A 25,349-nucleotide genomic window follows, 5' to 3' on the forward strand; every position below is an offset into this window, starting at 1 on the left:
TGTATTCCGCATGGCCCCCGGAGGGGGGTCTTTATCAGCGCCGGGGCTGGGCGTCCAGAACCTGCTGGAGCGCCTCGAACTCCTCCACGCACTTGCCGGAGCCGAGGGCGACGGAGTCGAGCGGGTCCTCGGCGATGTGGATCGGCATGCCCGTCTCGCGGCGCAGCCGCTCGTCGAGCCCGCGCAGCAGGGCGCCGCCGCCGGTGAGCACGATGCCGCGGTCCATGATGTCGCCGGAGAGCTCGGGCGGGCACTTGTCGAGCGTCGTCTTGACCGCGTCGACAATGGCGTTGACCGGCTCCTCGATGGCCTTGCGGACCTCGGCGGCGGAGATCACGACCGTCTTCGGGAGGCCGGAGACCAGGTCCCGGCCGCGGATCTCGGTGTGCTCGTCCTTGTCGAGGTCGTAGGCCGACCCGATGGTGATCTTGATCTGCTCGGCGGTGCGCTCGCCGAGGAGGAGCGAGTACTCCTTCTTGATGTGCTGGATGATCGCGTTGTCGAGCTCGTCGCCGGCCACCCGGATGGACTGCGCCGTGACGATTCCGCCGAGGGAGATGACGGCGACCTCGGTGGTGCCGCCGCCGATGTCCACGACCATGTTGCCGGTGGCCTCGTGGACGGGCAGGCCCGAGCCGATGGCGGCGGCCATGGGCTCCTCGATGATGTGCACCTGGCGGGCGCCGGCCTGCGTGGACGCCTCGATGACGGCGCGGCGCTCCACTCCGGTGATACCGGAGGGGACGCAGACCACGACGCGCGGACGGGCCAGGTAGCGGCGCTTGTGGATCTTGAGGATGAAGTACCGGAGCATACGCTCGGTGATCTCGAAGTCGGCGATCACGCCGTCCTTGAGGGGCCGTACGGCGACGATGTTGCCGGGCGTCCGGCCGATCATCTTCTTCGCCTCGGAGCCGACCGCCAGGATGCCGCCGGTGTTCGTGTTGATGGCGACCACGGACGGCTCGTTCAGGACGATCCCCCGGCCCCTCACGTACACCAGCGTGTTGGCGGTCCCGAGGTCGATCGCCATGTCACGGCCGATGAACGACATGTTGTTCCCCTTGTTCCCCATGAGGAGCGTCTGGCCTTCCAGTTGATAGCGGCTGCTGTCAGGTCGGCGAGGTGGGTGTGTGGGTGGAGGCCCCATCGTAGTGCCGCAAGTATGAACACCGCGCGACGGGACTCCGGCAATCCCGCCGGAACGGAAACCCGCCCCCTAGTGGTGACGACGTGTCCTGCACATGCGTTCCCGCTCGCGCCCGGTAATACCGAGGGGCGACCGAAATTACTTCGGTCGCCCCAGGTCATGAGCGCTATTCGGCTGATGTTACGTCAGGAAGGGCTCATCACAGGGCGGGGAAGAACAGCTTCAGCTCGCGCTCGGCGGACTCCTCGGAGTCCGAGGCGTGGATCAGGTTCTCCCGGGTGATGGTGCCGAAATCCCCCCGGATGGAGCCAGGAGCCGCGGCGATCGGGTCAGTGGGTCCGGCCAACTGGCGGACACCCTCGATCACGCGTTCCCCTTCCGCCACGAGGACCACGACCGGGCCGCTCGCCATGAAGCCCATGAGGGGCTCGTAGAAGGGCTTGCCCTTGTGCTCGCCGTAGTGCGCCTCCAGGGTCTCCTGGTCCAGCGTGCGCAGCTCCAGTGCGGGAACGGTCCAGCCGGCCTTCCGCTCGATGCGGCCGATGATCTCGCCGATCAGGCCTCGACGGACGGCGTCGGGCTTGAGGATGACGAGCGTGCGCTGGGTCATGTTGCGGCTCCTTGCGGCATACGGGTGCGGTCCGACGAGGCTACAGGGAGTCAGCGGGGCCCCTGCGCGGAGCCCCGGGCCCCGGGCGGCCGGGGCCGCGCCGCCTCAGGCCTGGGCCTCGTTCTGGGCCGCCCAGCGGGCCTTGACCGCGTCGATCTTGGCGCCGTAGTGCACCGAGCACCACCACAGACCCGCGAACACCGCACCGAGGAAGAACATCATCGGGACGACGAACCCGCTCAGGATCAGCCCGATCTGCAGCGCCCAGCCGATCTGGACCGCGCCCGGACGCGACAGCATCCCGCACAGCAGCACCGACAGCAGCATGGCGATCCCGCAGACCGTCCACACCGTGGCCTGGGTCAGATCCGGGTTCTTCATGGCCACCAGCCCCGCGAAACCGATCACGAAGAACTCGCCGATCAGCGTCGAAGCACACAGCGTGCGCATCCCTCAGCCCCTCTTCAGCAGCAGGCGGGCCTCGCCCACCGTGATCACGGAACCGGTCACCAGGACTCCGGCCCCTCCGTACTCGGCCTCTTCCTCCGCGAGGGTGATCGCCGCCTCCAGGGCGTCGTCCAGCCGCGGCTCCACCTGTACCCGGTCCGGCCCGAAGACCTCGACCGCCACGGCCGCCAGCGCGTCCGCGGACAGCGCCCGGTGGCTGGAGTTCTCCGTGACGACGATCTCCGCGAAGATCGGCTCGAAGGCCTCCAGGACCCCCTTGACGTCCTTGCCCTCGCTCGCGGCCATGACCCCGATCAGCCGGCTGAACCCGAAGGCCTCGGTCACCGCCTCCGCGGTGACCTGCGCGCCCGCCGGGTTGTGCGCCGCGTCCAGGACCACCGTCGGGCTGCGCCGTACGACCTCCATCCGGCCCGGCGAGGTCACCGAGGCGAAGGCCCTGCGTACGGTCTCCAGGTCCAGCTCCCGCGACTGCTGCGCGCCGACCCCGAAGAAGGCCTCGACCGCCGCCAGCGCCACCGCCGCGTTGTGCGCCATGTGGGCCCCGTACAGCGGCAGGAAGATGCCGTCGTACTCGCCGCCCACGCCGCGCAGCGTCAGCATCTGCCCGCCGACCGCCACCTCGCGCGAGACGACGCCGAACTCCATGCCCTCGCGAGCCACCGTCGCGTCGACCTCGACGGCCTTCTTCAGCAACACCTGCGCCGCGTCCACCGGCTGCTGCGCCAGGATCACGGTGGCGTCCTGCTTGATGACGCCGCCCTTCTCCTGGGCGATGTCGCCGGGCGTCGCGCCGAGCCGGTCCGTGTGGTCCAGGCTGATCGGGGTGACCACCGCGACCGCGCCGTCGATCACGTTGGTCGCGTCCCAGGTGCCGCCCATGCCGACCTCGACGACGGCCACGTCTACGGGTGCGTCCGCGAAGGCCGCGTACGCCATGCCGGTGAGCACCTCGAAGAAGGACAGCCGGAACTCCTCGGAGGAGTCGACCATCTCCACGTACGGCTTGATGTCGTAGTACGTCTCGATGAAGCGCTCGGCGCTGATCGGGGCCCCGTCGAGGCTGATCCGCTCGGTGACCGACTGCACGTGCGGGCTGGTGTAGCGGCCGGTGCGCAGCTCGAAGGCGTTCAGCAGGGCCTCGATCATGCGCGCGGTGCTGGTCTTGCCGTTGGTGCCGGTCACGTGGATGGAGGGGTAGGCGTGCTGCGGTTCACCCAGGACGTCCATCAGCGCGGCGATCCGCGTGACGGACGGCTCCAGCTTGGTCTCGCCCCAGCGGGTGGAGAGCTCCTGCTCCACCTCCTGGAGCGCCCGCGCCACCTCCGGGTCGAGGGGCTGCGACGGTACCGGGTCGCCCTGGGGCGGTCCGGCCTGGGCGCGCAGGGTGCGGCTGCCGGCCTCGATCACCGCCAGGTCGGGGTCGCGGTCGGACTCTTCGGCCACGATCCGTTCGAAGACCTCCGTGGTCTCGTCGCGGTCGTCGGGTCCGTTGCTCTCGGGCTGCTGCTCACTCACGGGCCCAGTCTACGGACGGGGGGCCCGGGGACTTTCGACCCGGCCGTTTCAGGACGTTCGGCGGCCGTTGCGACCGGATCGTTATGCAAGCCTTGCGGGCAGGAGATAGGGGAACAAATGCCGCAGGCCAGCACCAACAAGTCCGCTTCCAGCCGCGACATAGGGATCGACCTGGGGACCGCGAACACCCTGGTCTACGCCCGGGGGCACGGCATCGTCCTCAATGAGCCGTCCGTGGTCGCCGTGAAGGCGGGCACCACCACGGCCCTGGCCGTGGGGACCGAGGCCAAGGAGACCATCGGCCGCACCCCCGGCTCCATCACCGCGATCCGCCCCCTGAAGGACGGGGTGATCTGCGACTACGAAGCCGCCGAGGAGATGATCCGGCACTTCGTCCGCAAGGCCGTGCCGGGGCGGCGGCCGCGCACCCGGATGGTGATCTGCGTGCCCTCCGGGGTGACCCCCGTCGAGCGGCGGGCCATCGTCCACGCCTCGACGCGGGCCGGGGCCAAAGCCGTCCACCTGATCGAGGAGCCGATGGCGGCGGCGATCGGCGCGGGCCTGCCGGTGGCCGAGCCGCGCGGCTCGATGGTGGTGGACATCGGCGGCGGCACCACCGAGGTCGCGGTCATCTCGCTCGGCGGGATCGTCACCTCGCAGTCGCTGCGGGTCGGCGGGGACCGGCTGGACGGCGCGATCATGGACTACGTGCGCAAGGAGCACGGGCTGCTCATCGGGGAGCGCACCGCCGAGGACATCAAGGTCGGCATCGGATCGGCCTGGCCGGTGCCGGACCGGCCGGAGCTGGAGACGCGGACCTTCACCGTGCGGGGGCGGGAGCGGGTCGGCGGCATGCCGAAGACGCTCTCGCTGGGGGCGACGGACGTACGGGCCGCCCTCGACGAGCCGGTCGAGGCGATCATCGCCGCGGTGCGCACCACCCTGGAGGAGTGCCCGCCCGAGCTGTCGGGCGACGTGATGGAGCACGGCATCGTGCTGACCGGCGGCGGGGCCCTGCTGCCGGGGCTGGACCTGCGGATGGCCTCCGCGACGGGGATCCCGGTCTTCGTCGCCGACGCCCCGCTGGACTGCGTGGCGCTGGGCTCGGGCCGGTGCGTGGAGGACCTGGACACGCTGAACGGCCTGCTGGTCCCGGCGAAGGCCTGAGGCCTGACGGGTGGCTACCCCCGAGGGAGGGTGGCCACGACCGTGTACGAGTCCTCCGTGCGCGTCGCCGTCAGGGATCCGCCCAGGCTGCGCACGCGCTCGGACATGCTCGCCGTGCCCGAGCCCGCCGAGACGGGGGCCCGCACCGGCGTCCGGACGGGCAGGCCGTTGCGGACCGCGATCCGCAGCTGCGGGCCGTCCGCCTCGATGGACACGTCGATGGTCTCGCCGCAGGCGTGCTTGGCCGCGTTGGTCAGGCATTCCTGCACCACCCGGTAGACCGCGGCCTGCCGCAGCGGAGACAGCCCGTGCACCTGCGGATCCAGGGCCAGCCGTACGGGCGAACCGGCCCGTCCGCTCTCCTCCGCGAGGGCCGGCAGCCCGTCCACCCCCGGGGTCGAGGCCCGCTCCCCGCGCTGCACGATGATCTCGTTGAGCACGAGATGGGCCCGGCGCGCGGTGTCGGCGAGCTCCTCGAAGTCCTTCGCGTACGCCGTCTCGCGCGACCGCGTCGACAGCACCTCGGAGCGCACCGTCAGCAGGGTCAGCTCGCGGCCGACGAAGTCGTGGACGTCGCGGGCGACCGAGGTGCGCTCCTGCTGGACGGCCTGGAGCACGGCCGACTCGGCGCGCCGGGCGGCCAGCTCGCGCACCAGGTCGTGCCGGTAGGCGGCGATGCCGACGGCCGAGGCGAGCACCCCGATCGGCACGACGAGGCTGAGGAAGGCGCTGAGCGTCCGGGCGTGCGGTTCCGGCCAGCCCGGCACGCAGAAGACGATCAGCGCGAAGGCGATGTACCCCAGGGTGGCCAGGACGGCGGGCCGCCGCCCCCGGTAGCGGCCGACCGAGTAGAGCGCGAACTGGATCAGCGTCAGCTCGTGCAGCCAGCCGATGAAGAGCAGCGCGGTGAGGTAGGAGATCCAGGGCGCCCGGCGCCGCACCACCAGGGCGGAGCACCCGGCGGCGAGTACGACGGCGGCCATCGGACCGCTGAGCGAGTTGTCCGCGGCGGCCAGACCGGGCAGGTCCAGCGCCATCAGTGCCAGGCAGCTGACTGCGGTGAGCACGTCAAGCGCCCGGGGTGACCCGGCCCAGCTCGCGGCGAGCCGGCGGCCGGCGGCCGCGGCCCGGTCGAGCGCCGAGGCGACGGGCGGGACGTACATGCCTTCCATCATCCGTGCTCGGCGAGGGGTATCGGATCGGCCAACCCGGCCGAAAACGTGATGTGCGACACTCCGGACAACTCGGGACACAACCCATCACGGCGTTGGATCAGTGCCCGGGCCCGCGTAGTCGGAGCCGAAGCAGGAGCGGATCTCGCGCTCGGTGTCCGGGCGCCCCGCGAAGTTGAGCCGGGACTCCTCCTCCTTGGGCGCGGCCTTGGGATCGGAGTCGAAGTACACCGACCACCAGTAGACGCCGGCCATCTTCCGCTCCTGGACGACCTGGCAGACCGCCTTGTACCAGTTGGCCTGCACCGCGGGGTTCACCTTGCGCTTCGTGTAGAAGTCGCCGGGTGCGTGGAAGGCGCCGTCCATGGCGCTGATGCCCGCCTCGGCGAGCACGATCCGCGACAGCGGGCCCTTGGCCTTCTTGTTCAGCCAGGTGTTCCAGCCGTCGACGAGCTGGTCGACGGGTGCGTCGTCGGCGACCTTGACGGGGAAGTACGCGTCGACCCCGAGCCGTTTGACGGGCACGTCGATGTGGCCGCCCACATAGTTGTCCCAGTTCGCGTCGTAGGACACCTCACCCTTGAACCGCTTCTCGGCCGCCGCCATCAGGCCCTTCCAGCCCGGGTGGCCCTCCATCGAGTTCAGCTCCGTGCCGATCACGAAGGTCGCCGCCTGCTGCCGCTGGGCCACGTCGAGGTACGGGCCGAGCAGGGCCTCGTACGAATCGAACCAGGCCTCCTTGTCGGTCGGCTTGATGTTGCCGCGCCAGCCCTCCGGCGGGACGAGCGACGCCTCGTCCAGGGTCGGGCGGACGGTGGTGCGCAGTCCCGCTTCGTGGAAGACGCGCAGGACCGTGTCGAGGTGCTCGGGCGTCGGGGTGCTGCGGCCCGCCGCGAGCTTCGTCGAAGTGCGGCCCTCCGTGTAGAAGGGGAACGAGACCGCGACCGCGTTGGCCTTCAGTCCGACGAGGTAGTCGGCCTGCTCCCGCGCCTTCTTCTCGACGTACGCGTCGCTGTGCTCCTTCTTGTCCTCCCAGAAGATCTGGACGCCCCACTCGGGCATGCCGGTCTTCCAGGGCTTGTCCACCTTCAGCGCGGGCGCGGCGGGCTTGGCCGGCTCGGCCGCACCGCCTCCCCCGCCGGCGAGGACGGTGCCGTCACCGCCCTTCGAGGGGGTGGAGTCGTGCAGGACCAGGATCGGCTTGGCGGAGCCCGACCTCCAGCGCAGCGGGTGGTCGCCGAGGACGAACGGCAGGCCGAGGACCAGGGAGGTCACGGTCACCGGGAGGATCGCGAGCAGCGGGACCTTGGAACGCTTCGTCTTCCCGGCCCGGTCCTTCCGGCTCTCGTCGTTCTTCTCGTTCTTCTCGTTCTTCACGAGGGACTCTCGGTTTCTCATGCGGGCTTGGCGATGACGACGAACTTGTTCTCCTCGCGCTTGATGAACTTGATCAGCCCGCGCAGGCCGCCGAGTCCCTCCAGCACGGAGAACAACGGGATGAGGCCGAGCACGGCGAACGGCTCCCACCAGCGGCGCTTGCCGTTCGCCGAGACCAGGGCGTTGAGCCGCAGTCCCTCCCAGTACGTCCAGATGACGTACGCGAAGCTGAGCGACCACATGATCACGACGGACTGGGTCACGGGCGAGGTGTTGAAGTCGCCGATGAACCAGGCCACGAGGAGCACGGTCGCGACGTGCTGGAGCGGGCCGAGGACCCAGCTGACCATGCACAGCATCAGGAACCAGCGGTACCGGAACGGCACCGTGCGATTGAAGCAGAGTGCGACCAGCCCCCACGCCCAGCGCTCGCGCTGCTTGATGAAGTCCCTGGTGGTGGCCGGGGAGGCGCCGTAGCAGCGGCCGTTGAACCAGTCGCTGCGGCCGGGGTACTTGCGGCAGAACGTCAGCGCCAGCTGGGCGTCCTCGACGATGGCCTTCGGGCCGAAGTCCCAGCCGATCGTCGCCTCGATGGAGGCGCGGAGCAGCAGCAGTTCGCCGTGCACGCCGGCGACGGGGGTGCCGAGACCGGTGAAGGCCCGGAACCGGGCTATGTCGTCGGCGGGCCGGACCGCGTCGGCGAGCCAGGTGAAGCGGTTCACGGCGTTCTCGCGCGGGTACGCGAGGATGCCCTGCGCCATGTGCTTGCCCTCGTCGCCGTCCCGGCGCTGGCGGTTGATGAACTGGGCCATGGACGCGGCGGTGTCGGGGCCGACCCCGGTGTCGTCGTCCATGTGCAGCACCCAGACGTCGTCGAGGGCCTCGCCCTCGTCGATCCGCAGCTCGTGCGCGTAGTGGTTCGCGCGGGCCTTGAACCGCGTCCCGTTCGCCGTCTCGTACACCTTCGGCACGGTGACCACGCGGATCAGGGAGTTCATCGCGGCCAGGTCGTCGATCCGCTCGGCCGCCTCGCAGCCCTCCTCCGTGAGCACGTCGACCCGCATGAGCGGGAAGTACGGGGGAAGGTGTTCCACGTAGCTGAGGACCGAGCGCTCCAGGGCCGGGTACGTGTCGTGGCGGCCGATGGTCGGCACGAGCACGATGAGGAAGTCCTCCTCCACCGGCGCCGGCGGGACCATCTCGTGCGCCTTGCGCAGTCGGCGGCGGATCAGCAGGACGCCCTGGAAGCCCACCATGACACCGATGGCGGGCAGCGACCAGATGACCGACAGCGTCCAGCCCAGCGGCGTCGGGTTCGGCTCGAACACCCACAGGCCGAAACTGACGAGGGCCAGGAAAGGCAGCAGGAAGGCCAGCACGCTGGGCTTCCAGTCGGCATGGCGCTGCACCATTTTCGCATCGCGACGGGATGTCGTCACGACCTCTTGTACGGGGGCCAGGGTCATGGGAAGGGTCCTTCGGGATTCCTACTGCTGTTGTGGCGGCGACTGTTGGGGCTGCTGAGGCTGCTGGGGCCAGGCGGGCTGAGCACCGTACGGGCCGGGGCCGTAGCCGGGCTGCGGCTGCTGCTGGGGCTGCTGCGGCAGGGGCTGTGGCTGGGCGTAGCCCGTCTGCGGCACCTGGGACTGGGGCCCGGGCTGCGCCGGGTAGGACGGCGGCCCGAACCCGTGCGACGGCTGCGGCGGTTGAGGGGCCGGCGAAAACGGCTGCGGCTGCGCCGGCGCCTGCTGGGCGGCCGCCCGCTGGGCCTGCTCGTGCGCCTGCCGGGCCTCGTGTGCCTGCTGGGTCCAGGGGTTCACCGGCGGCTGCCAGGGCTCGTACGCCGCGAAGTCCCGCAACAGCAGCACGATGAGGGCGCCGGTCACGAGGACTCCGACGGCGAAGGTCGCCAGCTTCAGGCCGCCCTGGAGCGTCGAGGTGAAGTAGTCGGTCTGCTTCTCGTCGAACAGCGCGCCCGTCAGGCTGCGCATCCGGTTGTAGCCCTCGATGGCGGCGCCACCGATGATGATGCCCCGGCCGAGGGTGTTGCCGCGGAGCACGAGAAGCCCGCCCGCCACGTAGACGACACCCCAGTTGAGGTTGAACGTCTCGGCGGCTCCGGAGCCGTCACCTATGCCGTAGTAGACGATGCCCTGCAGGAATTCGACGACGCCGACCTGCCAGAAACAGTTGTACAGGGCCCAGAGGAGCAGGATCCCGGCCCATCCCATCGCCACGAAGGCGGCCACGCGGTGGGCACGTGGCGTAAGCGCGCTCAACTTCACTCCTCTTCGAAAGTTCCGTCGTGCAAGGAGAGCCATTGCACGCCCGCGGGGCCGGATTCACGGCCGCCGGTGATCGTCTTGGGGTCGTTGTAGGTCTGCTGCACGTCCGCCGCGGGGTTCTTCGCGGTGAGCCCGTCGCCCCACACGGTCCACAGCACCCAGGGGGCCTGGTCGAGCGTCGTGCGCTGCGCCGCGCCCAGCGGCACGTGGAAGGACTCCGCGAGGATCCGCGGCTTGCCGTAGTCCTTGAGGCCGCGGTGCCATGTCGACGTCCAGGCACCGTTGTCGAAGGGCTGGTCGGGCGTTCCGCTGTAGTCGTCGACCCCGACGACGTCCACGTACTCGTCGCCGGGGTAGAAGTCCCACGGATCGCTGCCGTGGATGCCGTCCCAGGCCGTGGGGGCCCAGACGAAGATCAGGTTGTGCAGTCCGCGGGAGCCCACCAGGTAGTGGTAGAGCAACTCCCACAGGGCCGTGTACTGCTGGGGCTTCAGCCCCGCCCACCAGAAGCTCTGCTCCCCGCCGAGCGAGTTCATCTCGTGGTACGGGCGCAGCAGTACGGGGACGTCGTACGCGGCCAGATAGCCGAGGTGGTCCGCGAGGAAGGACAGGTCGAGCAGGAGCGCGGCGTGCTCGGGGGTACCGGGCGTGAGTACCCGGTCGATCCAGCCGGGGTCCTTCGCGGAGGGCGCGTTGCGGCGCAGCGTCTGGTCGTAGCTCTTGACGGGGCTGCCCGGCCACGGCTGGTGGAACGACATGCCGACCAGGCCGGCGGGCGCTCCCCCGTTGGTCGGCAGGACCGTCTTGGTGCCGTTCCAGAGGCGTTCGGTGCCGGTCGGGTTGTACGAGCCGTCGTCCTTGCGGGGCAGCCCGTGCCAGACGCCCATGGCGAGGTCGACCACGTCGTTCGTGTAGGTCCAGAACTCGCGGCGGGCGGGCCAGGCGGCGCGCGAGTAGTCCCGCGCCTCACCCACGCCCCAGTTCTCCTGCTGGTAGCCCGGACCCAGGTCCAGTTCGAGGAAGGCCGGCAGCTTCCCGGTGATGTCCTGGGGCTTGCGGTAGTAGTAGCCGGGAGGTTTGGGACCGCTGTGGTCGCCGTACTCCGGGTTGTACCGCTCGTTGTGGACCTCGGCGTGCTGGCCCATGAGGGTGCCGCGGCGCCGGCCGGCGCGGGCGTCCGCCTCCAGCCCGGCCAGTAGCCGGTACACGGCCCTGGCCGCCTTGGAGGCCTTGGGATCCCGCGCCACCAGGTCCTTCTGGAGGCCGGCGGCGGGCGCGCGCGAGGTGCTGAAGGCGGCCACTCCGGCGAGGGCGCCGCCCGTGGCCACGGTGGCAGCAGCTCCCAGGAGGAGATTGCGGCGCTTCAGGTCGCGGCTTGACACCTCGCGACCTGGCACGTCACGACCCAACACTCCGAGACCCCCCTCGGTCGACAGCAGGCCGACAATTGCCCCTGCACCCCTGCCGGTTGCACGCAACCCTTGGGGCCGGTGTCACCCTACGCGTCGGCCCCCGGGCGATGCGCCCGGGGGCCGATGGTTCACCGTATGTACGTGTGGTTCACCGTTTGTACGTGTTACGCGGCGGGCAGCGTGTCCAGTTGGGCCTGAATCCGGGCGATGTCCGCCTCGGCCTTGGCCAGCCGGCCCTTGATCTTGTCCACGACGTTGTCGGGGGCCTTGGCCAGGAAGGCCTCGTTCCCGAGCTTCGCCTCGGCCTGCTGCTTCTCCTTCTCAGCGGCCGCGAGGTCCTTGGAGAGGCGCCCCCGCTCGGCGGCCACGTCGATCGTGCCCGACAGGTCGAGCGCGACCGTGGCGCCGGCGACCGGCAGGGTGGCGGTGGCGGTGAAGCCCTCGCCCTCCGGCTGGAGGCGGAGCAGCTGGCGCATGGCCGCCTCGTGCGCGGCGAGCGCCGTACCTGTCAGGTCCAGGCGGGCCGGGACCTTCTGGCCGTCCTGGAGCCCCTGCTCCTTGCGGAACCGGCGGACCTCGGTGACGACGGCCTGGACGCTCTCGATCTCCGCCTCGGCGGCCTCGTCGCGGAAGCCGCCCGGGGCGTCAGCCCCAGGAACGGACACAGCCTTGGGCCACTCGGCGATGACCAGCGACTCACGCCCGGTCAGCGTGGTCCACAGGGTCTCGGTGACGAACGGGACCACCGGGTGCAGCAGGCGCAGCATGACGTCGATGACCTCGCCCAGCACCCGGCCGGAGACCTTCGCCTGCTCTCCGCCCGCGAAGAACGTCGTCTTCGACAGTTCGACGTACCAGTCGAAGACCTCGTCCCACGCGAAGTGGTAGAGCGCCTCGCTGAGCTTCGAGAACTGGAAGTCCTCGTAGTACGCGTCGACCTGCGCGACCGTCTTATTGAGGCGGGACAGGATCCAGCGGTCGGTCGCCGACAGCTGCTCGACCGGGGGCAGGTCGCCCTCGATCGTGGCGCCGTTCATCAGCGCGAAGCGCGTGGCGTTCCAGATCTTGTTGGCGAACTTGCTGGAGGCCTGGACCCAGTCCTCGCCGATCGGCACGTCGGTGCCCGGGTTGGCGCCCTTGGCCAGGGTGAAGCGGACGGCGTCGGAGCCGTACTTGTCCATCCAGTCCAGCGGGTCGACGACGTTGCCGAAGGACTTCGACATCTTCTTGCCGCGCTCGTCGCGGACCAGGCCGGTCAGCGCGATCGTCTTGAACGGCGCCTCGCCGTCCATGGCGTACAGGCCGAACATCATCATCCGGGCGACCCAGAAGAAGATGATGTCGTGGCCGGTGACCAGGACGTCGGTGGAGTAGAACTTCGCCAGGTCCGGGGTCTTCTCCGGCCAGCCGAGCGTGGAGAACGGCCACAGGCCGGAGGAGAACCAGGTGTCGAGGACGTCGGTGTCCTGGTGCCAGCCCTCGCCGGTGGGCGCCTCGTCGTCCGGGCCGACGCAGACGATCTCGCCGTCCGGGCCGTACCAGACCGGAATCCGGTGGCCCCACCACAGCTGGCGCGAGATGCACCAGTCGTTGAGGTTGTCGACCCAGTCGAAGTAGCGCTTCTCCATCTCCTTCGGGTGGATCGTGACCCGGTCGTCGCGGACCGCGTCACCGGCGGCCTTGGCGAGGGTCTCGACCTTGACCCACCACTGCAGCGACAGGCGCGGCTCGACGGTGGTGGAGCAGCGGGAGCAGTGCCCGACGGAGTGCAGGTACGGGCGCTTCTCGGCGACGATCCGGCCCTGCTCGCGCAGCGCGCCGACGACCGCGGAGCGGGCCTCGAAGCGGTCCAGGCCGAGGAAGGGGCCGTGGACGGTGATGACGCCGTGCTCGTCCATGATCGTCATGTTCGGCAGGCCGTGGCGCTGCCCGATGGCGAAGTCGTTCGGGTCGTGGGCGGGCGTCACCTTGACGCAGCCGGTGCCGAACTCGGGGTCGACGTGCGTGTCCGCGACCACTGGGATGGAGCGGTCGGTGAGCGGCAGCTTGATGAGCTTGCCGACGAGGTGCTTGTAGCGCTCGTCGTCGGGGTGGACGGCGATGGCGGTGTCACCGAGCATCGTCTCGGCGCGCGTGGTGGCGACGACGAGGGTGTCCTCGCCCTCGCCGTACTTGATCGAGACGAGCTCGCCCGCGTCCTCCTGGTACTCCACCTCGATGTCGGAGATGGCCGTGAGGCAGCGGGGGCACCAGTTGATGATGCGCTCGGCGCGGTAGATCAGCTCGTCGTCGTAGAGCTTCTTGAAGATCGTCTGGACGGCCTTGGAGAGGCCCTCGTCCATGGTGAAGCGCTCACGGGACCAGTCGACGCCGTCGCCGAGGCGGCGCATCTGGCCGAGGATCTTGCCGCCGTACTCTTCCTTCCACTGCCAGACGCGCTCGACGAACTCCTCGCGGCCCAGGTCGTGGCGGGACTTGCCCTCCTCGGCGAGCTGCTGCTCGACCTTGTTCTGGGTGGCGATGCCGGCGTGGTCCATGCCGGGCAGCCACAGCGACTCGTAGCCCTGCATCCGCTTGCGGCGGGTCAGGGCGTCCATGAGCGTGTGCTGGAAGGCGTGCCCCAGGTGCAGGGAGCCGGTGACGTTCGGCGGCGGGATGACGATGGTGTACGCGGGCTTCTCGCTCGCGGGATCCGCCGTGAAGTACCCACGCTCTACCCAGCGCTCGTAGAGCTTCCCCTCTACCTCGGCCGGAGCGTACGCGGTCGGCAGTTCGGAGTTGGGGCTGCTGGGTGTCTGCGTGTTCTCGGTCACGAGACACAGTTTAGAGCCGTAACAGTCCAGTCATGAAACCGGTAATCAGGGGCCCCGGCGCTCTGCCGGAGTTCTTCCTCCGCAAGGATGTCTGAAACGCATAAGGATTCCTGAAGGGGGACGCGGGCATGAGTTACAACCAGCCGGGACCGTACGGGGCCCAGCCGCCGCAGCAGCCGGGACCGTACGGGGGCCCGCAGCCGGGACCGTACGGCCAGCCCGCCCCGCAGCCCGGCTACGGCTACCCGCAGCAGCCCCCACCGCCGGGCATCCCCCCGCAGGGCTACCCCCAGCAGCCCCAGCAGCCCCAGCCGGGCTACGGCTACCCGCAGCAGCCGCCGTACGGCATGCAGCCGCAGCAGCCGAAGAAGTCCAAGGCGGGCGTGGTGATCGCCGTGGTCGTCGCGGTGGCGGTCATCGCGGGCGCCGGCTGGTACTTCACGAAGGGCGGCGGTGCCTCGGGCTCGGTCTCGTCCGCCACGAAGGGCTACAAGCTGGTCGCTCCGGAGACGGTGGACGACTTCAAGAAGAACCCGAATTACAAGGAGAAGCCCCTCAGCGACAAGGACCGCCAGGAACTGGAGGCCATCGGCATCAAGAACCCCACCAGGGTCGCCATGGACTACAGCTCCGGCGACCCGGCCAACCCGCTGACGACCAAGGGCCTGAGCTTCCAGGGCCTGTACGGCGAACTCGCGGATCCGGAGAAGTCGGTGGACGCCTACTTCGCCACAGCCAAGCTCAACGCCGGCAAGGACAAGTCCGCGACGGTCGAGATGATCGGCAGCCCGAAGTCGATGTCCCCCTCCGGGTTCAGCGGCGCCGTGATGAAGTGCCAGGAAATGAAGATCACGTCGACGAGCACCACGTCGTCGAAGGGCCCGAAGGAACTGACCCTTCCGATCTGCATCTGGGGCGACTACAGCACCCTGACCATGGTCAGCGCCTCCGACGCGGCCTCCATCCTGGCGGGCAAGACGGGCTACACCCTGGAGCAGACCGCCGACCTGACGGCGAAGCTCTACAAGACCGCCCGCGTCAAGGCCTGATCGGGAGAGCGGCCGGCGCGCGGACTCTCGTCACCGCGCCGGCCAGCCGCGCACCGTTTCAGGCTCGCGTCGCCGCGTAACACGCGTCGCTGGCATCACCAGAGCTGACCCCGATGTTGACGAGCGCGAAATAGCAACCGGGATAGGCCGCAGGGTTGAAGTCGGCGCCCAGCTTGCAGGCAGCCTCGATCTTCGGTCCGACCGTGTAGCCCGCTTCGTGCAACGAGTACTGGCAGTCGCCCTGATCGGCCGACGCGGGTGAAGCCGCCATGATCGGGAGGGCGGCTGCGGCGAACGTCGCGGCCAGGACGCCCACTGCACGCTTCTTCATCTTCATGTCTCGTTCCCCTTGAGTAAGGCTGGTCGAGACAAAGCTGATCAAGAAGCCATCCGCCACACCAGGCCACACGGAAAGCTTGTCCGATAATCGGTCAAGCTGGTCCTGAAAACGAGGAGGGGCGCCCCGGGTGACCGGGGCGCCCCTCCTCGTGTGTCCCGTCAGGTGACGGCTACGCCGACTTCTCCTGCGGGCCCTGGTCCTTCGGGACGATGCGGGGGACCAGCGTCGGGTTCACGTTCGAGCGGACGACGTCCGCGCTGATGACCACGCGGGCCACGTCCTTGCGGGACGGGACCTCGTACATCACCGACATCAGGACCTCTTCCATGATGGCGCGCAGACCGCGCGCGCCCGTCTGGCGGAGGATCGCCTGGTCCGCGATGGCCTCCAGCGCCTCGCGCTCGAAGTCCAGCTCGACGCCGTCGAGTTCGAACAGCCGCTGGTACTGCTTCACCAGCGCGTTCCGCGGCTCCACCAGGATCTGCAGCAGCGCCTCGCGGTCCAGGTTGTGCACCGAGGTGATGACGGGCAGACGGCCGATGAACTCCGGGATCATCCCGAACTTCACCAGGTCCTCCGGCATGACCTCCTGGAACTGGTCGCTCGCCTCGATCTCGCGCTTCGAGCGGATCGTCGCCCCGAAGCCGATGCCCTTGGCCCCGGCCCGCGACTCGATGATCTTCTCCAGGCCGGCGAAGGCACCGCCCACGATGAACAGCACGTTCGTCGTGTCGATCTGGATGAACTCCTGGTGCGGGTGCTTGCGGCCGCCCTGCGGCGGGACCGACGCCGTCGTGCCCTCCAGGATCTTCAGCAGGGCCTGCTGCACGCCCTCGCCGCTCACGTCGCGCGTGATCGACGGGTTCTCGCTCTTGCGGGCGACCTTGTCGATCTCGTCGATGTAGATGATCCCGGTCTCGGCCTTCTTGACGTCGTAGTCGGCCGCCTGGATCAGCTTGAGCAGGATGTTCTCGACGTCCTCGCCCACGTACCCGGCCTCCGTCAGCGCCGTCGCGTCGGCGATGGCGAACGGGACGTTGAGCATGCGCGCGAGCGTCTGGGCCAGCAGCGTCTTGCCGGAGCCCGTCGGGCCCAGCAGCAGGATGTTGGACTTCGCGAGCTCGATCGCGTCGTCCCGGCCCTGCGCGCCGCCGTTCTCGCCGGCCTGGACGCGCTTGTAGTGGTTGTACACCGCCACCGAGAGGGCCTTCTTCGCCGGCTCCTGGCCGACGACGTAGCTCTCCAGGAACTCGTAGATCTCACGAGGCTTGGGGAGTTCCTCCCACCGGACCTCGGAGGTCTCCGCGAGCTCCTCCTCGATGATCTCGTTGCAGAGGTCGATGCACTCGTCGCAGATGTACACACCGGGTCCTGCGATGAGCTTCTTCACCTGCTTCTGGCTCTTTCCGCAGAACGAGCACTTGAGCAGGTCGCCGCCGTCACCGATGCGTGCCACGAGGTGCTTCCCCTTCGCCTGGGAGACGCTTGGTTCAGCGCTCCTGGTGCCTCATATCCGACGGTACCTTGCCGGGGGCCCCGTACGGGGCCCCCTTGACGTGGTTCACATCGCCGAATGTGACGACGTGCCCACGCCAACTGGCGGCAAGGATCAGTGGGAGTTCTTGCGGGTCGAGACGATCTGGTCGATCAGGCCGTACGCGAGCGCGTCCTCGGCCGTCAGGATCTTGTCGCGCTCGATGTCCTCGCGGATCTTCTCGATCGGCGTGGTCGAGTGCTTGGCCAGCATGGTCTCCAGCTGGTCACGCATGCGCAGGATCTCCCTGGCCGCGATCTCCAGGTCGGAGAGCTGCTCGCGGCCGGTGCCGCCGGACGGCTGGTGGATCAGCACGCGGGCGTTCGGCAGCGCCATGCGCTTGCCGGGGGTGCCGGCGGCGAGCAGGACGGCGGCGGCGGAGGCCGCCTGGCCCATGCAGACCGTCTGGATGTCCGGCTTCACGAACTGCATCGTGTCGTAGATGGCCGTCAGCGCGGTGAAGGAGCCGCCGGGGCTGTTGATGTAGATCGAGATGTCGCGGTCCGGGTCCATCGACTCCAGGCACAGCAGCTGCGCCATGACGTCGTTGGCGGAGGCGTCGTCGATCTGCACGCCGAGGAAGATCACGCGCTCCTCGAAGAGCTTCGCGTACGGGTCGTACTCGCGCACGCCCTGCGAGGTGCGCTCGACGAAGCGCGGGACGACGTAGCGGTTGTCCACCGGCGCGCCGGTGTAGAGGCCGCTCGCGGGAGAGAGGTTGTTCATGTGCATCTGGGTGTTCACCATCCTGGTGGCGTTCTGCGGGCTGGGGCTTGCCGGGTGCGGGCGGGCGTACGGGACCTCGTACGAGGTCCCGCGCGCCGGGGCCGGGATCAGGCCCCGGTGCCGCCGCCGCCCGGGACCAGCGACGCGGCGGAGATGATCTCGTCGATGAGGCCGTACTCCTTGGCCTCCTCCGCGGTGAACCAGCGGTCGCGGTCGCCGTCGCGGATGATCGCCTCCACGGTCTGGCCGGAGTGGTGCGCGGTGATCTCGGCCATGCGCTGCTTCGTGCGCAGCAGGTACTCGGCCTGGATCTTGATGTCCGAGGCGGTGCCACCGATGCCGGCGGAGCCCTGGTGCATCAGGATGTCGGTGTTCGGGAGCGCGAAGCGCTTGCCCGTGGCGCCGCCGGTGAGCAGGAACTGGCCCATGGAGGCCGCCATGCCCATGCCGATGGTGACGACGTCGTTCGGGATGTACTGCATGGTGTCGTAGACCGCCATGCCCGCCGTCACCGAGCCGCCGGGGCTGTTGATGTACAGGTAGATGTCCTTCTCCGGCTCCGCGGCCAGGAGGAGGAGCTGCGCCGTGATCTTGTTCGCGATGTCGTCGTCGACCTGCTGGCCGAGGAAGATGATGCGCTCGCCGAGCAGCCGGTTGTAGACATGGTCGCCGAGGCCGCCACCGATGGACGGCTCACCCGCGGCGTAAGGCTTCAGATTCGTCACGTATCCACCTGCTCGTCTCCGACGGCCACTTGCCGTCTCAGCGTCTCGTTCTGGGGCGCGGACCGGTTGGGGCGGCGGTGGCCGCCGGCGTCCAGGTACTCCCGTGCCCTCGTATTCATGGACCCTAACGCGCAGGTCGGACAACGCCATCCCGCTTCCCGAACTGTTCGCTCGGAGCGCAAGGTCCGCGAGTGCTCCGAGACGCCCTCCGAGACGTGCGGAAAGGCCCGCACACGGCTGTGTACGGGCCTTTCCCGATGCTGCTCAGCGGGTGCCGCGCGCGGCGGCACCCAGGGTGTTACTTGGCCTCTTCGGCGTCACCCTCGACAGCGGCCTCGACGGTCTCGGCGGCCGTCTCGACCTCGTCCTCGTCGTCGGAGAGGTCCACGACCTCACCGTTGGTGTCGACGACCTTGGCGGCCTCGACGACGACCGCGAGGGCCTTGCCGCGGGCGACCTCGCCGACGAGCATCGGCACCTGGCCACCCTCGACGACGGCCTGGGCGAACTGGTCGGGGGACATGCCGGAGGAGGCGGCACGGCGCATGAGGTGCTCGGTGAGCTCCTCCTGGTCGACGCCCAGCTTCTCCTTGTTGACCAGCGCGTCCAGGACGAACTGGGTCTTGATGCCCTTGACCGCCTGCTCCTTGGTCTCGGCGTCGAACTCCTCGACCGTCTTGCCCTGGAACTCCAGGTACTTCTCGATGGTCAGGCCCATCTGGCCGAGCTGGTGGTGCTCCAGGTTGTGCTTGCGGGTGTTGACCTCGTCCTCGAGCAGCTTCTCGGGGATCGGCACCTCGACGAGCTCCAGCAGCTTCTCCAGGACGCGCTCCTGGGCCTGCGTGGCCTGGTCGTACTGCTTCATGTTCTCGAGGCGCTTGCGGCTGTCCGCCTTGAGGTCCTCGAGGGTGTCGAACTCGCTCGCCATCTGCGCGAACTCGTCGTCCAGCTCCGGGAGCTCCTTGGCGGAGACCTTGGTGACCTTGACGGTGACCTCGGCGTCCTTGCCCTCGGCGGAGCCGCCCTTCAGCTGGGAGGTGAAGGTGGCCTCGCCACCGGCCTCCAGGCCCTTGACGGCCTCGTCGATGCCGTCGAGGAGCTCGCCCGAGCCGATGGTGTACGAGACGTCGGAGGCGACGCCGTCGGGCAGCACCTCGCCGTCGACCTTGGCCTCCAGGTCGATGGTGACGACGTCACCCTCGGCGGCGGCGCGCTCGACGTCGTTCGTGGACGCGAAGCGGCCGCGCAGCTGCTCGACCGACTTCTCGATGTCCTCGTCGGAGACCTCGACCGCGTCGACCTCGACCTCGATGCCGGAGTAGTCCGGGATCTCGATCTCGGGGCGGACGTCGACCTCGGCGGTGAAGGCCAGCAGCTCGCCGTCCTTCAGCTCCGTGATGTCGACCTCGGGCTGGCCCAGCGGGTTCAGGTCGGCCTCGTTGACCGCCTCGGTGTAGAACTTCGGGAGGGCGTCGTTGACGGCCTCCTCCAGCACCGCACCGCGACCGAAGCGCTGGTCGATGACCCGGGCGGGGATCTTGCCCTTACGGAAGCCCTTCACCGTGACCTGCTGGTTGATCTTCTTGTACGCCGCGTCGAGGCTGTCCTTGAGCTCCTCGAAGGGCACCTCAACAGTGAGCCGAACCCGAGTCGGGTTCAGGGTCTCCACGGCGCTCTTCACGGTTCGGTCTCCTTGTGGCTGACTGCTTGGGGTCTGCGTCCACGCTGCGATTCAGCGGTTCGGCGGATTCGGCCCGGTACATCAGACACACGGGCACGCAGCTTGCATAGTAACCGCAAGCGGCAATCAGCCCACAACGCGATCTTGTGATGGCGGTGGTGATGGTCGGGGTGGCCGGATTCGAACCGACGACCTTCCGCTCCCAAAGCGGACGCGCTACCAAGCTGCGCCACACCCCGTCGGTGCGACACGTAGGGTACATGGCCGGAGACCCTCTGATGCGCGGGGTTTTGAGCGAACGTTTCCGGACGCCCCACCGCGCCCCGCCAATGGGGTGTGCACTCCCCCGGCCCGACCCGCTAGGATGCTGTCCGTGCCGCGGCCCCCGGACCTGCGGCGCACGCGTTGCGGGCGTAGCTCAATGGTAGAGCCCTAGTCTTCCAAACTAGCTACGCGGGTTCGATTCCCGTCGCCCGCTCTGAACGCTGAAGGGCCAGGTCAGAGGAGTTCTCCTCGACCTGGCCCTTCAGCGTTCCCGGGGTCTGCGACCACGGCACGGATGGCATGACCTCAGTAGTGGACCACGGTGCAGTTGACGGTGGTCCCGTCGGCCGCCTTGACGACGTACTTGCTCCCGCTGAGACCGCCGATGTCGAACCTTCCCGCATTGGTGGGGACGGTGCCCGAGGCGGACCCGGAGTAGGTCACCGTTCCACTGAATCCCTCACCCCACAGGTGGTACTTGCCGTTCGATTCCGGCTCGACTTTGCACGTCGCGGCGGACGGGGCCCCGGGGGCGGCGGTGGTCGAAGCGTGTGCGGCGACCGCGGGGCCCACCGCGAGAGCAGGGGCCACCAGGAGCGTGAGTGCTGCAAGACGACGTGTCCGGTTCATCATTCAACCTGCCTTGGACGCTGACGGTGCGACCGATGGGGCGTGACGGCTCCGGTACCCGCGGCAGCGGTCGCACAAGACTCCGAGGGGAAGGTCTCGCACCGTTACGCCGTACTCTTTCGGCCTCACATGGACCTGCGTGCCGTCCGATGTCCGGCGCATTCCGTGAGACCTGATGCCGTTTTCATCGTATCGTCCGGCTTATCGCACGGCATCTCGCGGATGGTCTTGACTGCGGCGGGGGCAGGTTGTGTACTCCCCGCATGTCCGGGGCGGGCGGGGCGCGGGAGTACGTCGAGACGCGGCTGGGTCAGTACCAGCAGTGGTACGACCGCAAGGCCGTGCGAAGCAAGGCCGTCCATTTACGGATGCGGACCCTGTCGGTCGTCGGCGGGGCGCTCGTGCCCGTGCTGGTCAACCTCGACGTGCCGTTCGCCCGGATCGCCGCCACCGCGCTCAGCCTGCTCGTGGTCGTCTCCGTGTCCCTCGAGAGCGTGTACCGGTACCGGGAGCAGTGGAAGAACTACCGGTCGACCGAGCAACTGCTGGGGCACGAGCGGGTCTACTTCGAGACCGGGGTCGGCCCGTACTCCGGGCTGTCCGAGGCCGATGCGTTCACGCTGCTCGTGTCCCGGGTGGAGAAGGCGATCGCCAACGAGAACTCGGCCACCCTCAACGTCATGACGCTCGGCGGCCAGGTGAGTTCGGATCTGGAGTGGCGGCGGGCGGACGGCCCCTAGAGCTTGATTCCCGCGATCGTGTCCGCCAGGGAGTTGAGGAAGCGGTTGACGTCCGGGGCAATGGAGCTGGACGCCAGGAAGAAGCCGAAGAGGACCGCGACGATCGCGGGGCCGGCCTTGATGTGGTTGCCGCGGATCAGCACCACCAGGATGACCGCCAACAGAACCACCACTGACAGCGAAATGGCCACTACTGATCACACCTTCGGTCGTCCCCTGGTCGGCCTGGGGCACACGGCCACGCGCACCCCCACATGGACCATCCTCCCACCAACGGGCCCCGGCTATCCGTCCCGCGGCGAATCGGCGTCGGCGCTTTCCCGCCAACCGGCCATGCGGCGGGCATATTTCGGACGCGGGGCCCGGGTCATGGCGCGGTGAGACCGAGGAGGGAGCGGACATACGCGTACTTCGCGGACAGTCGTTCCCGGGTGGGGCCGTCCAGTACGGAGAGCCGCACGGGGTCCGCGTTGTGCGCCAGATCCGCCTCCTTCACCAGGAGGGCGCCCGGGGTGGCGAGGATCCGGGCCGCGTACTCCTCCACCGGCTCGCCGGCGCGCTTCGTCACCGCCAGCACCATGTCCTTGACCGACCGGGGCAGGGCGGCGGCATCCAGCCACTCCCGGCTGAGCGCATCGTCCTCGACGGCGTCGTGCAGCCAGGCCGCCGCCTGCTGCTCCGGGCTGCCGCCGCGGGCGCGCACTCCCTCGGCGACGGCCGCGAGGTGCTCGGCGTACGGCCGGCCGGCCTTGTCGGTCTGGCCCTCGTGCGCGGAGCGCGCCAGTGCCTCGACCTCCATCAGGGTCAGCGGTTGCTGCTGCCGTTGCGTCATACCGTCCCCTTCGCCGCCGTACGGAGGGCCTGCGCGGCCCGGCGTACATCCGCCTGCGTCGTACGCCAGTTGGAGAACGCCGCGCGCAGGCCGGGGGTTCCCGCGTAGACGGTCGGGGTGACGAAGACCTCCCCCTGCGCCGCCTCGCGCAGGGCCGCGAGGCGGGCCGGGGTGGGGTCGTCGGCGAGGGTGAAGCAGACGACGTTCAGGCGGACCGGGGCGAGGAGGCGGAAGGCCGGGTCCTGCTCCAGCGCGCCGCCCAGGGCCCGGGCGCAGGCGATGTCGCGCTCGACGATCTCGCGGTGTCCTTCGCGGCCGTACGCGCGGAGGGTGAACCAGGCGGCGAGGGCGCGCAGCCGGTGCGAGTTCTCGGGGGTGAGGTGGACGAGGTCGGGGTGGTCGCCGAGGGGGCCGAGGTAGGCGGCGGCGTTCTGGAAGACGCGGGCCTGGAGGTCTTGGCGGCGGGTGAACTGGACGGCGCTGTCGTAGGGGACGTTCAGCCACTTGTGCAGGTCGACGCAGACGGAGTCGGAGGCGTCGAGGCCGTCGACGAGGTGGGCGTGGTCCGGGGAGAGCGCGGCGAAGGCGCCGAAGGCGGCGTCGGTGTGGAGCCAGAACGCGTGGCGTTCGCGGAGGGCGGCGATGGCGCGGAGGTCGTCGAAGTCCACGGTGTTGACGGTGCCGGCGTTGGCGACGACGACGGCCGGGCCGGGGGTGTCGGCGAGGGCCCGGTCGAGGGCTGCGGGGTCGACGGCCTCGCGGCCGGGGAGGGTGGGGACGGGGACGAGGGAGCTCCGGCCGAGGCCGAGGACGGAGAGGGCCTTGGCGATGGAGGAGTGCGGGGCTCCGGACAGGACGCGGACCGGGCCGAGCGCTGCCGCGCCGTCCTCGGAGGGGGAGACGCCGAGGCGTTCGCCGAGCCACTCGCGGGCGATGGCGAGGCCGGTGGTGTTGGACATGGTGGCGCCGCTGACGAAGGTTCCGGTGTGGGCGCCGGTGAGGCCGAAGAGGTCGCGGAGCCAGGTGACGGTCTCGCGTTCGAGGTCTTGGCCGGCGCCGTCCATGGCGGAGTTGGAGTTCTGGTCGTGGACGGCGGTCAGCCAGTCGCCCGCGAGGGCGGCGGGGGTGGCGCCGCCGGTGACGAAGCCGAGGTAGCGGGGGCCGGCGGAGGCCGACAGCCGGGGCGCCCAGCGCTCCGCGAAGGCGGTGAGGGCCGATTCCGCCCCGGCGGCGTGCGTCGGGAGGGGCTCGGGCGCGCGCGGGGGCCCGGCGGGCGGTACGACGGGACGGGCGTCCAGGGCTTCGAGGGCGTCGGCGGCGGCGCGGCGGGTGGCCTCCAGGAGCGCGGGGAGGCGGGCGAGGTCGGTGGCGAGCGTGTGGTCCATGGGGGCACGGTAGGGACCCGCCGGGCCCGGCGGACCGGCCAATCGGGGGTGATTGGCCGGGGTCGCGGAATGCGATGGTGCTGCGCCGCTGGGCGAGCGGCTCCGGTCCGGCTGCGCCGGAGTCGGGTGGGTACTCGTGCGGCGCCGCTGCGCGAGCGGCCCCGGGCTGCGCCCGGGCTTTCGGGGCTCCGCCCCGGACCCCGCGCCTCAAACGCCGGCGGGGCTGGATTTGGCCGGGGTGGGAGTTGGGCGGCGTAGGGTCTGGGGATGACTCGGTGGGTGGTGGGGGTTGCTGTCGGGGTGGTTGTGGCGGGAGTGCTGGTGGGGTGCGATGTGCCGCCTGCGCCTGCTCCTGCGCCGGGGCCCAGTGGGGTGCGGTCCCCCGTGCCCTCCGTGGTTCCTTCCGCGCCCGCAGCGAAGGCTGCCGCCTGTCCTGAGGGTGGGGTACGGCTGGCCGAAGGGGCCGGGGACGCCGCCATGGGGCTGCGCGTCGCCGACATCCAGCTGGTGAACTGCGGGACGCAGCCCTACGTACTCGACGGCTATCCGGAGATCCGGTTGCTGGACAGGAAGCGGGCGCCGGTCGAGGTGGCCGTCGTGCACGGAGCGGACGGGATCACCAGCGCGCCGAGCGGCGTGGAGGGTGTCCCGCAGAGGGTGGAGCTCCAGCCCGGCCAGGCGGCCGCCGTCGCCATGGTGTGGCGGAACCTGGTGACCGACTCCACGGTGCCCGCCGCCGAGGGGTGGGTGCTGGACGTGACCCCGCGGGCCGGTGCGCCCCGGGTGGAGCTGGAGCTCCGCCATTCCGTCGACCTCGGGAACACCGGGAAGCTCGGGATCAGCCCCTGGAAGGCGGCGGCTCGGTGATCATCTGGCTCAACGGGCCCTTCGGGGGCGGGAAGACGCAGACCGCGTACGCACTGCACCGGCGGCTGCCCGGCAGCGTCGTGTGCGATCCGGAGCACGTCGGGTTCGGGCTGCACCGCATGATGCCGCCGGCGCTGCGCGGGGACTTCCAGGACCTGCCGGCGTGGCGGCAGGGCGTGTTCGAGGTGCTGGAGCTGGCCGCGCAGCGGCATGCGGGGCCCGTCCTCGTGCCGATGACCGTGACGGAGCCGCGGTACTTCGCCGAGACGGTGGGACGGCTGCGCGAAGCGGGGCACGACGTACGGCACTTCGCGCTGCTGGCCGAGCGGGCGACCGTACTGCGCCGGCTCCGTGAGCGCGGGCTCGGGCGCGGGCTGAAGCGGGAGAGCTTCGCGGTGGCCCGGCTGGACGGATGTCTGGAGGCTCTGCGCGGACCGGAGTTCGCCCACCACCTGGTCACCGACCACCTCACGGTGTCCCAGGTGGCGGGCCGGATCGCGGCCATGACCGGACTGCGGGCCGCCCCCGACACCGACGGCCCGCTCCGCGCGAGGCTGCGGCGCGCGCTCGTCGGTGTCCGGCACATCCGGTTCGACTAGACACCCCA

At 69.8% G+C, this 25,349-nt stretch carries 24 protein-coding genes and 2 tRNA genes; 6 read left to right on the plus strand and 20 right to left on the minus strand.

The annotated features are described in order from the left end of the window. Positions 1-34 precede the first annotated feature (34 nt). The 4 genes from OG509_RS13610 to OG509_RS13625 form a co-directional block, all read right to left on the minus strand. Positions 35-1,054: a rod shape-determining protein gene (locus OG509_RS13610; RefSeq protein ID WP_008738981.1), complete on the minus strand. Its 1,020-nt coding sequence runs from the start codon at positions 1,052-1,054 to the stop codon at positions 35-37. Positions 1,055-1,349: 295 nt separating this feature from the next. Then, positions 1,350-1,760 (minus strand): nucleoside-diphosphate kinase, encoded by a 411-nt coding sequence (gene ndk, locus OG509_RS13615; protein ID WP_385583333.1) that lies wholly within the window; start codon positions 1,758-1,760, stop codon positions 1,350-1,352. 105 nt (positions 1,761-1,865) lie between these two features. Next, a complete protein-coding gene (locus tag OG509_RS13620; protein ID WP_385583330.1) occupies positions 1,866-2,210 on the minus strand; it encodes a DUF4233 domain-containing protein in 345 nt (114 codons plus the stop codon). Between the two features lie 3 nt (positions 2,211-2,213). Continuing rightward, the gene (locus OG509_RS13625) at positions 2,214-3,743 is read right to left on the minus strand and encodes a bifunctional folylpolyglutamate synthase/dihydrofolate synthase (protein WP_406182790.1); all 1,530 of its coding nucleotides are present in this window, start codon (positions 3,741-3,743) and stop codon (positions 2,214-2,216) included. A gap of 117 nt (positions 3,744-3,860) precedes the next feature. Here OG509_RS13625 and OG509_RS13630 point away from each other — a divergent pair, with 117 nt between their 5' ends. Further along, positions 3,861-4,910 carry a rod shape-determining protein gene (locus tag OG509_RS13630; RefSeq protein ID WP_406182792.1) on the plus strand — a complete coding sequence of 350 codons (1,050 nt, stop codon included), beginning with the start codon at positions 3,861-3,863 and terminating at the stop codon, positions 4,908-4,910. 14 nt (positions 4,911-4,924) lie between these two features. Here OG509_RS13630 and OG509_RS13635 read toward each other — a convergent pair whose 3' ends face one another. The 6 genes from OG509_RS13635 to OG509_RS13660 all read right to left on the minus strand — a co-directional run bounded on the left by OG509_RS13635 (position 4,925) and on the right by OG509_RS13660 (position 13,969). Continuing rightward, positions 4,925-6,073 (minus strand): sensor histidine kinase, encoded by a 1,149-nt coding sequence (locus tag OG509_RS13635; protein WP_406182794.1) that lies wholly within the window; start codon positions 6,071-6,073, stop codon positions 4,925-4,927. 96 nt (positions 6,074-6,169) lie between these two features. Continuing rightward, positions 6,170-7,480, minus strand: coding sequence for a glycoside hydrolase family 113 (locus OG509_RS13640; RefSeq protein WP_406182796.1), 1,311 nt, complete (start codon positions 7,478-7,480; stop codon positions 6,170-6,172). Continuing rightward, a complete protein-coding gene (locus tag OG509_RS13645; RefSeq protein WP_406182798.1) occupies positions 7,477-8,871 on the minus strand; it encodes a glycosyltransferase family 2 protein in 1,395 nt (464 codons plus the stop codon). The genes OG509_RS13640 and OG509_RS13645 overlap by 4 nt, the downstream gene beginning before the upstream one ends. 75 nt (positions 8,872-8,946) lie before the next feature. Next, entirely contained in the window at positions 8,947-9,738 is a 792-nt protein-coding gene (locus OG509_RS13650; RefSeq protein WP_406182800.1) for a hypothetical protein, read from the minus strand. Between the two features lie 2 nt (positions 9,739-9,740). After that, positions 9,741-11,126, minus strand: coding sequence for a glycoside hydrolase family 26 protein (locus OG509_RS13655; RefSeq protein ID WP_406182802.1), 1,386 nt, complete (start codon positions 11,124-11,126; stop codon positions 9,741-9,743). A 194-nt stretch (positions 11,127-11,320) separates the two neighbouring features. Then, complete coding sequence (locus OG509_RS13660) at positions 11,321-13,969, minus strand: valine--tRNA ligase (RefSeq protein WP_406182805.1); 2,649 nt, start codon at positions 13,967-13,969, stop codon at positions 11,321-11,323. 128 nt (positions 13,970-14,097) lie between these two features. Between OG509_RS13660 and OG509_RS13665 the strand changes: the two genes are divergently transcribed. Beyond that, positions 14,098-15,018 carry a hypothetical protein gene (locus tag OG509_RS13665; protein ID WP_406182807.1) on the plus strand — a complete coding sequence of 307 codons (921 nt, stop codon included), beginning with the start codon at positions 14,098-14,100 and terminating at the stop codon, positions 15,016-15,018. A 58-nt stretch (positions 15,019-15,076) separates the two neighbouring features. Here the strand turns inward: OG509_RS13665 and OG509_RS13670 are convergent, their stop codons facing one another. The 6 genes from OG509_RS13670 to OG509_RS13695 all read right to left on the minus strand — a co-directional run bounded on the left by OG509_RS13670 (position 15,077) and on the right by OG509_RS13695 (position 20,263). Further along, a complete protein-coding gene (locus OG509_RS13670; RefSeq protein ID WP_406182809.1) occupies positions 15,077-15,355 on the minus strand; it encodes a hypothetical protein in 279 nt (92 codons plus the stop codon). A 172-nt stretch (positions 15,356-15,527) separates the two neighbouring features. After that, complete coding sequence (clpX, locus tag OG509_RS13675; protein WP_134075487.1) at positions 15,528-16,814, minus strand: ATP-dependent Clp protease ATP-binding subunit ClpX; 1,287 nt, start codon at positions 16,812-16,814, stop codon at positions 15,528-15,530. A 153-nt stretch (positions 16,815-16,967) separates the two neighbouring features. Next, positions 16,968-17,639: an ATP-dependent Clp protease proteolytic subunit gene (locus OG509_RS13680; protein WP_323179072.1), complete on the minus strand. Its 672-nt coding sequence runs from the start codon at positions 17,637-17,639 to the stop codon at positions 16,968-16,970. 86 nt (positions 17,640-17,725) lie between these two features. Further along, the gene (locus tag OG509_RS13685) at positions 17,726-18,343 is read right to left on the minus strand and encodes an ATP-dependent Clp protease proteolytic subunit (RefSeq protein ID WP_385583302.1); all 618 of its coding nucleotides are present in this window, start codon (positions 18,341-18,343) and stop codon (positions 17,726-17,728) included. A gap of 298 nt (positions 18,344-18,641) precedes the next feature. Continuing rightward, positions 18,642-20,024, minus strand: coding sequence for a trigger factor (gene tig / locus OG509_RS13690; protein ID WP_406182812.1), 1,383 nt, complete (start codon positions 20,022-20,024; stop codon positions 18,642-18,644). Between the two features lie 162 nt (positions 20,025-20,186). Then, a tRNA-Pro gene (locus OG509_RS13695) sits at positions 20,187-20,263 on the minus strand. Between the two features lie 168 nt (positions 20,264-20,431). Here OG509_RS13695 and OG509_RS13700 point away from each other — a divergent pair. Continuing rightward, positions 20,432-20,502: transfer RNA gene (locus OG509_RS13700), tRNA-Gly, on the plus strand. Between the two features lie 92 nt (positions 20,503-20,594). Here OG509_RS13700 and OG509_RS13705 read toward each other — a convergent pair. Next, positions 20,595-20,732 carry a hypothetical protein gene (locus tag OG509_RS13705; RefSeq protein ID WP_159045867.1) on the minus strand — a complete coding sequence of 46 codons (138 nt, stop codon included), beginning with the start codon at positions 20,730-20,732 and terminating at the stop codon, positions 20,595-20,597. 449 nt (positions 20,733-21,181) lie between these two features. Here OG509_RS13705 and OG509_RS13710 point away from each other — a divergent pair, with 449 nt between their 5' ends. Then, positions 21,182-21,658 (plus strand): DUF4231 domain-containing protein, encoded by a 477-nt coding sequence (locus OG509_RS13710; protein ID WP_406182814.1) that lies wholly within the window; start codon positions 21,182-21,184, stop codon positions 21,656-21,658. Here OG509_RS13710 and OG509_RS13715 read toward each other — a convergent pair. The 3 genes from OG509_RS13715 to OG509_RS13725 form a co-directional block, all read right to left on the minus strand. Further along, positions 21,655-21,849 carry a hypothetical protein gene (locus OG509_RS13715; RefSeq protein ID WP_030159386.1) on the minus strand — a complete coding sequence of 65 codons (195 nt, stop codon included), beginning with the start codon at positions 21,847-21,849 and terminating at the stop codon, positions 21,655-21,657. The two genes, OG509_RS13710 and OG509_RS13715, sit on opposite strands and share 4 nt — an antisense overlap. Positions 21,850-22,025: 176 nt before the next feature. Continuing rightward, a complete protein-coding gene (locus tag OG509_RS13720) occupies positions 22,026-22,490 on the minus strand; it encodes an HD domain-containing protein (RefSeq protein ID WP_406182817.1) in 465 nt (154 codons plus the stop codon). After that, complete coding sequence (locus tag OG509_RS13725; protein WP_406182819.1) at positions 22,487-23,875, minus strand: pyridoxal phosphate-dependent decarboxylase family protein; 1,389 nt, start codon at positions 23,873-23,875, stop codon at positions 22,487-22,489. The genes OG509_RS13720 and OG509_RS13725 overlap by 4 nt, the downstream gene beginning before the upstream one ends. Before the next feature lie 267 nt (positions 23,876-24,142). Between OG509_RS13725 and OG509_RS13730 the strand changes: the two genes are divergently transcribed. Both OG509_RS13730 and OG509_RS13735 read left to right on the plus strand, forming a co-directional pair. Beyond that, the gene (locus OG509_RS13730) at positions 24,143-24,742 is read left to right on the plus strand and encodes a DUF4232 domain-containing protein (protein WP_406182820.1); all 600 of its coding nucleotides are present in this window, start codon (positions 24,143-24,145) and stop codon (positions 24,740-24,742) included. Next, complete coding sequence (locus tag OG509_RS13735) at positions 24,739-25,341, plus strand: AAA family ATPase (RefSeq protein WP_406182822.1); 603 nt, start codon at positions 24,739-24,741, stop codon at positions 25,339-25,341. The genes OG509_RS13730 and OG509_RS13735 overlap by 4 nt, the downstream gene beginning before the upstream one ends. The last annotated feature ends 8 nt before the right edge of the window (positions 25,342-25,349 follow it).

The organism is Streptomyces sp. NBC_01006, assembly GCF_045162725.1.
Classification (GTDB): domain Bacteria; phylum Actinomycetota; class Actinomycetes; order Streptomycetales; family Streptomycetaceae; genus Streptomyces.

Excerpts from the sequence above, each read along its gene's own strand:
- OG509_RS13680 (WP_323179072.1), bottom strand. The coding sequence starts at position 17,639 with ATGGTGAACACCCAGATGCACATGAACAACCTCTCTCCCGCGAGCGGC.
- OG509_RS13730 (WP_406182820.1), top strand. The coding sequence starts at position 24,143 with ATGACTCGGTGGGTGGTGGGGGTTGCTGTCGGGGTGGTTGTGGCGGGA.
- OG509_RS13610 (WP_008738981.1), bottom strand. The coding sequence starts at position 1,054 with ATGTCGTTCATCGGCCGTGACATGGCGATCGACCTCGGGACCGCCAAC.
- OG509_RS13630 (WP_406182792.1), top strand. The coding sequence starts at position 3,861 with ATGCCGCAGGCCAGCACCAACAAGTCCGCTTCCAGCCGCGACATAGGG.
- OG509_RS13670 (WP_406182809.1), bottom strand. The coding sequence starts at position 15,355 with ATGAAGATGAAGAAGCGTGCAGTGGGCGTCCTGGCCGCGACGTTCGCC.
- OG509_RS13720 (WP_406182817.1), bottom strand. The coding sequence starts at position 22,490 with ATGACGCAACGGCAGCAGCAACCGCTGACCCTGATGGAGGTCGAGGCA.
- ndk (WP_385583333.1), bottom strand. The coding sequence starts at position 1,760 with ATGACCCAGCGCACGCTCGTCATCCTCAAGCCCGACGCCGTCCGTCGA.
- OG509_RS13640 (WP_406182796.1), bottom strand. The coding sequence starts at position 7,480 with ATGAGAAACCGAGAGTCCCTCGTGAAGAACGAGAAGAACGAGAAGAAC.
- OG509_RS13725 (WP_406182819.1), bottom strand. The coding sequence starts at position 23,875 with ATGGACCACACGCTCGCCACCGACCTCGCCCGCCTCCCCGCGCTCCTG.
- OG509_RS13710 (WP_406182814.1), top strand. The coding sequence starts at position 21,182 with ATGTCCGGGGCGGGCGGGGCGCGGGAGTACGTCGAGACGCGGCTGGGT.
- OG509_RS13620 (WP_385583330.1), bottom strand. The coding sequence starts at position 2,210 with ATGCGCACGCTGTGTGCTTCGACGCTGATCGGCGAGTTCTTCGTGATC.
- OG509_RS13635 (WP_406182794.1), bottom strand. The coding sequence starts at position 6,073 with ATGTACGTCCCGCCCGTCGCCTCGGCGCTCGACCGGGCCGCGGCCGCC.
- OG509_RS13665 (WP_406182807.1), top strand. The coding sequence starts at position 14,098 with ATGAGTTACAACCAGCCGGGACCGTACGGGGCCCAGCCGCCGCAGCAG.
- OG509_RS13645 (WP_406182798.1), bottom strand. The coding sequence starts at position 8,871 with ATGGTGCAGCGCCATGCCGACTGGAAGCCCAGCGTGCTGGCCTTCCTG.